3 protein-coding genes are annotated in these 6,907 nt (G+C 67.1%); all 3 read right to left on the reverse strand.

Annotated elements, in window-relative coordinates; translation table 11 throughout:
- Window positions 1-90 precede the first annotated feature (90 nt).
- Complete coding sequence (locus tag AC1D00_RS20005; RefSeq protein WP_477011847.1) at window positions 91-1,947, reverse strand: sigma-54-dependent Fis family transcriptional regulator; 1,857 nt, start codon at window positions 1,945-1,947, stop codon at window positions 91-93.
- 107 nt (window positions 1,948-2,054) lie between these two features.
- Window positions 2,055-5,360 carry an acetyl-CoA carboxylase family protein gene (locus tag AC1D00_RS20010; RefSeq protein WP_477011848.1) on the reverse strand — a complete coding sequence of 1,102 codons (3,306 nt, stop codon included), beginning with the start codon at window positions 5,358-5,360 and terminating at the stop codon, window positions 2,055-2,057.
- A 12-nt stretch (window positions 5,361-5,372) separates the two neighbouring features.
- On the reverse strand, window positions 5,373-6,907 hold a 1,535-nt coding region (locus AC1D00_RS20015), incomplete at its 5' end, for an AMP-binding protein (RefSeq protein ID WP_477011849.1).

Below are 6,907 nucleotides of genomic sequence, written 5' to 3' on the forward strand. Positions count from 1 at the left end.
CGCGGAGAGTCCCCCTCACCCGCCGCGCTTCGCGCGTCGGCCTCTCCCCGCAAGCGGGGAGAGGCGAAGCCTGGGACTCGCTCCTCGACGCTACTGCGCGGTCTCGATCTTCAGCTGCTTGATCTTGCGATACAGCGTGGCGCGGCTGAGCTTCAGCGCACGCGCCGCTTCTGTCACGCGGCCGCCGTGCTTGCGCAGCGCCTCGACGATCGTCGCGCGCTCGGCCGCAGCGAGGTCCGGTTCCGCCGCACGGCCGCCGAACGGCGGCAGATCGAGATCGGCATCGGCGATGACGCCGTTCTCCGCGGTGCAGCCGGCAAGCCGCAGCACATGTCGGAGCTGGCGCATGTTGCCGGGATAGTGATAGGCCGAGAGCAACGCCCAGGCTTCGTCCGACAGGCGGCAATTGGGCGCTTCCTCGCGTGCGATCTGGCGAATGATGTCGTCGCGGTCGGCGCGTTCGCGCAAGCTCGGCAGCTTCACCTCCATGCCGCGGAGACGAAAATAGAGATCGGCGCGGAAGGCGCCCTCCTCCGCCATGCGGGCGAGATCGCGATGGGTGGCGCTGATCAGGCGGATGTCGACCGGCACCGGCTTGAGCGCGCCGAGCGGCCAGACCTCGCGGTTTTCCAGCACGCGCAAGAGGCGCGTCTGCAGCGCGATCGGCATGTCGCCGATCTCGTCGAGGAACAGCGTGCCGCCGTCGGCCTGCACGATCAGGCCCTTCGAGCCCTCGCGCCGCGCGCCGGTGAAGGCCCCGGCCTCGTAGCCGAACAGTTCGGCATCGATCAGGCTCTCCGGCATCGCCGCGCAGTTCAGCGCGACGTAGTGGTTGCGCGCGCGGTTGCTGGCGGCGTGAATGGCGCGCGCGAACACGTCCTTGCCGACGCCGGTCTCGCCATGCAGCAGCACCGGCAGATTGTGATCGCCGATGCTCCGGAGCCGCTTCACGCTTCTGATCAGGCCGGGATCGCGGCCGGCGAGCCGGCTCAGAGCATCGAAGCGATCGACAGGCGCATCGCGGCGCGGAGCGTGTGATCTCGCGCGCAGCGGCGGAGCGACATGGCCCTGGCCCAACGGACTGCCATCGGCGCGGCGCAGGTCAACAACATCGTCCGCACTGCGCGCGCCGTGATGATCGAACTTGATGTAACGCGACAGGTCGATACCCGATGCGATCATGCCGTCGGTGAGGCCGAGCAGCGCACGCGCGGAACGACAGGCGCCGACGATGCGGCGGTCGTCGTCATAGGCGAGCAGGCCGCTGCCGCCGTCACCCGGCACCGTCGCGATCCAGGCGTTGCGGAAATGGCCGCGGAAGATCGCGCCCTCCATCCGCCGCGTCGCCTCCATGGTCACCGCGAGCGCGAGCTGATGCGCGGCGCGTTCGAGATCCTCGCGGCAGGAGGTGATGTTGATGGCACCGGCGAGCCGCCCGGCCTGGTCGAACAGCGGCGCCACGGCGCAGGAGAACATGTGCCACTGCGCACGAAAATGCTCGTCGCGATGCACCAGGATCGGCTTCTGCTCGGCGAGTGCGGTGCCGAGCCCGTTGGTGCCCTCACAAGTCTCGGCGAAGTTCGAGCCGGTGTAGATCTTCCAGTCCAGAAACATCCTGGCATCGGCTTCGCCCGGAAGCCGGCTGAACAGCATGGTCGCGTTTACATCGGCCAGATTCACGCAGTAGCCGGCGTCGCGCAGCACGCGGGCGAGGTCGTCGAGCTCGGGCGTTGCGAGCCGGATCGTCTCCTCCATCGGCTCGGCGACCTGCCGGATCTCTGCCTCGGTAAGCGTCTGCGGCGGGCCCTGGCGGGCGGGATCGAGCTTGTGGCCGATCAGGCAGCRCCGCCAGGAATTGGCAATCCGCGAAGAGGCATCGACGTCGGCCACGTGATTGGCGACGGACAAGACACGGGCGACATGGTTCGAGGCCGAAAGGCTGGCCATCGCGGACGTCTCCACCCTGTATTATTGTGCAAAGTCTGGCAGCACGGGTGGGGATGTCAATCGGGAACCGGAAAGGCGGAGCGCAATCAAAAATTGCTGCACCGCCCTCACCACGTATCGATACAGGGCCGCTTCTTCGTCGTCCTCGGCTCGGGCTTCGGCACTGACCTAAGCCCCGCCATGATCCAACGCCGCGTCTCCGCGGGGTCGATGACGTTGTCGATCTCGAACACGGATGCGATCGAGACAGCCTTGCCGTTGGCGTAGAGCTCGGCGACCTTGTTGCGGTAATAGGTCTCGCGCTCTTCGGGATCGGCGATCGCCTCCATCTCCTTGCGGAAGCCGAGGCGGACATAGCCTTCGAGGCCCATGCCGCCGAATTCGCCCGTCGGCCAGGCCGCGGTGAAGAACGAGGCATGGAAGCCGCCGCCGATCATCGACTGCGCGCCCAGCCCATAGCCCTTGCGCAGCACGATGCCGAACAGCGGCACGGTGAGGCTAGCGCCGGTCACGAACATGCGCGAGACGTGGCGCACGATCGCGGTCTTCTCCGCTTCCGGACCGACCATGAAGCCGGGCGTGTCGCAGAGCGAGACGATCGGCAGATCGAAGGCGTCGCACAGCTGGAGGAAGCGCGCAGCCTTGTCGCCGGCATCGGCATCGATGGCGCCGCCGAGATGGCGCGGGTTGTTGGCGATCAGGCCGAACGGCTTGCCTTCGATGCGGATCAGCGCGGTGATCATGCCGACGCCGTAGTCGCGGCGCAGCTCCAGCACGGAATCCTTGTCGGCGACGAGATCGATCACGCTGCGAATGTCGTAGACGCGCAGGCGGTTCTCGGGGATGGCGCGGCGGAGCAGGCGCTGGTCGGCGGCTTGCCACTCCGTCACCGCGCCCTGGAAATAGGACAGGTATTTCTGCGCAACGGACGTCGCCTCCTCCTCGTCCTCGACGAGGATGTCGATCACGCCGTTCGGCGACTGGAACGAGACCGGGCCGACCTCGGCCGGATGATAGACGCCGAGACCACCGCCCTCGATCATGGCGGGGCCGCCCATGCCGATCGAGGCGTTCTTGGTCGCGATGATCACGTCGCAGCAGCCGAGCATCGCGGCATTGCCGGCAAAGCAATAGCCGGAGACGACGCCGATCACAGGCACAAGGCCGGAGAGCCTTGCGAACTGCACGAAGGACGGGCCGTCGAGACCTGTCATGCCGAGCCGGTCGGTGTCGCCGGGCCGGCCACCGCCGCCCTCGGCGTAGAACACCAGCGGCACGCGCCAATCTTCCGCCAATGTCAGCATGCGGTCGATCTTCTTGTGGTTCATGTGGCCCTGCGTGCCCGCGAGCACGGTGTAGTCGTAGGCCACGACGATGCAGCGCGCGCCCTCCGGGCCGAAATGCTCCGCATTGACGGTCGCAACGCCCATCACGAGGCCGTCGGCCGGCGTGTTCTTGATGAGATCATCGAGCTTGCGCCGGCGGCGCTGCGCCGCAATCGCGAGGCTGCCGTACTCCATGAAGGAGCCGTCGTCGACGAGTTGGGTGACATTCTCGCGCGCGGTGCGCTGATTGGTGTTGCGGCGCCGCTCGACCGAGGCCGGCCGGTTCGCATCGAACGTGTTGGCCTGTCGCGCGATCAGCTCGGCGAGGTCGGGGCGGATATGGTCGAGATCGACATCGGTCTCCGCCGCGGAATGATCGGCCGCGACGTCGAGCGGCTCGATATACATGATCGGTTCGCCATGCATCAGCGTGACGCCGTCGCCGGCGACGAGCTTCATCACGCGGCCGCCCTGCTCGRCCATGACGAGATGTTCCATCTTCATGGACTCGATCACGGCGAGCTGCTGGCCGGGGCGCACGACCTCGCCTTCCTTCACCTGGATGGTGACGATGGTTCCCTGCAAGGGTGCCGCGACCATCACCGTGCCTTCAGGCACGACCTGCACGACTTGGGCCTCGGTGCCGTGAACGCCGCTTCGCTCGGTCGCGGCAAAGTAGAGCGGCTTGGCCGCACCATCGGCCGCCTCGACGAGCTTCGCAATGTTGCGGTCGATGAAATCGGTCGCGATGCGATTGGTCCTGAAATCGGGATGCGCGAGTACCGCCTGGAGAAAGGCGATGTTGGTGACGACGCCGTCGATCCGGAATTCTCGCAAGGCGCGCGAAGCCTTGGCGACCACGTCATGCCAGGCCTCGCCCGGCGTATGCACGATGACCTTTGCGAGCAGCGAGTCGAAGGCCGCGCTGGTCTTGTAGCCCGCATAACCAAAGCTATCGACGCGGACGCCGGGCCCCGACGGCGGCTCGAACACGGCGAGCACGCCGCCGGTCGGATGCGTCGCGCCTGTCTCGTCCAGCGTCTCCATGTTGACGCGGAGCTGCATGGCGTAGCCGCGCGGCTTCGGGATCGATCCTTGCGCAAGGTCGAGCGAGGCCAGCGTGCTGCCTGCGGCGACCGCAAGCTGGGCGCGGACGAGGTCGAGGCCGAGCACCGCTTCCGTCACGGTGTGTTCGACCTGGAGCCGCGGATTGGCCTCGATGAAGGCAAAGCTGTCCTCCGCCGTGCCGTCGACCAGGAACTCGAAGGTACCGAGATTGTCGTAAGCCGCGGCGGTCGCGAGTTGCTTCGCCGCCTCGATGATGCGACCACGCAAGGGCTCGCTCAGCGACGGGCTCGGCGCCACCTCGATCAGCTTCTGGTGCCGGCGCTGGATGGTGCATTCGCGTTCCCAAAGATGAGAGATCGCGCCGTGGCGGTCGCCGATGATCTGCACCTCGATATGGCGCGCCTGGCGGATCAGCCGCTCGGCATAGACGCCGTCGAAGCCGAACGCAGCCTTGGCCTCGGACTGGCAGCGCGCATAGGCTTCCGCGAGGTCGGCCGCGCTCTCGACCACGCGCATGCCGCGGCCACCGCCGCCGGCCATCGCCTTGATCACGATCGCCGCGTTGCTGCCAAGCGACGTGAAGAACGCCGTGATCTCCTCGAGCGACGACGGTCCGCTGGTGCCGGCGATGATCGGCACGCCGCAGCGCTTTGCCAATTGCCGCGCCGCGACCTTGTCGCCGAACAGCTCGAGCGCCGCGACCTTCGGCCCGACGAAAACAATGCTCGCGCCGCCGCAAGCCCTGGCGAACGCCGCGTTCTCGCTGAGGAAGCCATAGCCGGGATGCACCGCATCGCAGCCRGCACCCTTCGCCGCCGTCACCACCGCCTCGATGTCGAGATAGGCCCGCGCGCCGCGGCCGGGGATTTCGACCGCCTCGTCGGCGACACGCACATGCAGCGACAGCGCGTCGTCCGCTGGGTGGATCGCAACCGTCGCGATGCCGGCATCGGCCGCCGCGCGCGCGATGCGGATGGCGATCTCGCCGCGATTGGCGATCAGGAGTTTCTTGAACGACATGATGTCTCTCACTCAGACTTCGGCAGGCAGATTTGGATCGAGGTCCTGCTTCTTCACCTTACCCGTCGCCGTCAGGGGCAGGGCTGCAATGATGCGGATCTCCGGGACCTTGTAGACGGCCATGCGCTCGGCGCACCAGGCGCGCAGGCTCTCCGCCGAGATGGTACCCACCGCCTCCGGCTTGAGCTGGATATAGGCCACCGGCAYCTGCCCCTTGTCGGGATCGTCGCGTCCGACCACGCCCGAGCCCAGCACTTTCGGATGCTGTCCCAGCAGCGCCTCGATCTCCGGCGGGAAAACGCTCATGCCCTTGACCTTCAGCATCTCCTTGCGGCGGCCGAGGAAGTGCAGGAAGCCGTCCTTGTCGATGCTGCCGATGTCGCCGGTGCGCAGCCAGCCGTCAACGAGCGACTCCGCTGTCGCCTCCGGCTTGTTCCAGTAGCTCTTGAGTAGCGACGGCGTCCGCACCCGGATCTCGCCTTCGGCACCGAGCGGCAGCAGCGCGCCGGTCTCGAAATCGGTGATCTTGAACTCGGCGCCGGGGACGGGCAGGCCGACGAAGATCGGCTGATTGTTGAGATCGAAATCGTCGTCCTGAAAGCCTGATGTGAAGGTGTTGGAGGTGTGGGTCTCGGTCATGCCCCAGGCCGCCTCCATCAGGATCGTGCCGGTGAGATCCTTCCAGCGCCTGCGATAGCCCGCGTTGAGCTTCTTGACGAAGGAGACGACACGCACCTGCTTCAAGGAGGACAGGTCGAACTCGCTCCAGCGCGGATGGTCCATCAGCTCCACCGCGCCGTCGACCGGCATCGCGGTGATCGTGACCTTGTACTTGTCGATCGCGGCCATCGCGCCGACGGCGTCCCAGCGCGCCAGCAGCACCAGCGTCGCGCCGGAAAACAGCGGGAAGATCAGGCCAAGGTTCTCACCCGCGATCCAGAACTCCGGAAAGAACGACAGGAACACGCTGCTCTCGTCCGACAGGACCGAGATGCCGTAATTGGCGGCGGCGGTGTAGACCATGTCGCGATGGGTATGGACGCAGCCCTTCGGCATGCCGGTGGTGCCGCCGGTGTAGTTCAGCGCGGCGACCTCGTCGAGGCCGGGCGGCGGCAGCGGCGCAGGCGCGGGCAGCGCGGCAAGCGCCGGCAGCAGATCGGTCGCGCCTGCGACTGCGATGCGCGGCGCGCGGATCGAGTCCGGTGCGGGAAATGCGGGCGATGCCGGCACGACATCGGCAAAGCTGGTGACGATGATCTCGCGCAGCCGCACCTCGCCCCGCACCTGCTCGACGACGGGGATGAGCTGGTCCAGCGCCACGATCACATCGGCCTCGGTGTCGTTCAGCTCGTAGGACAGCTCGAACGCGCGCGACAGCGGACTGACGGGGACATGGACCGCGCCGAGCTTCAGGATGCCGAAGAACACGATGTGGAATTGCGGGCAGTTCGGCAGGAAGACGGCGACGCGATCGCCCTTGCGCACGCCCTTGGCCTGCAACAGCGCCGCGAAGCGGTCGCTCTGCCGGTCGAGGTCGGCGTAGGTGG

Source organism: Bradyrhizobium sp. P2_E8, assembly GCF_056403875.1.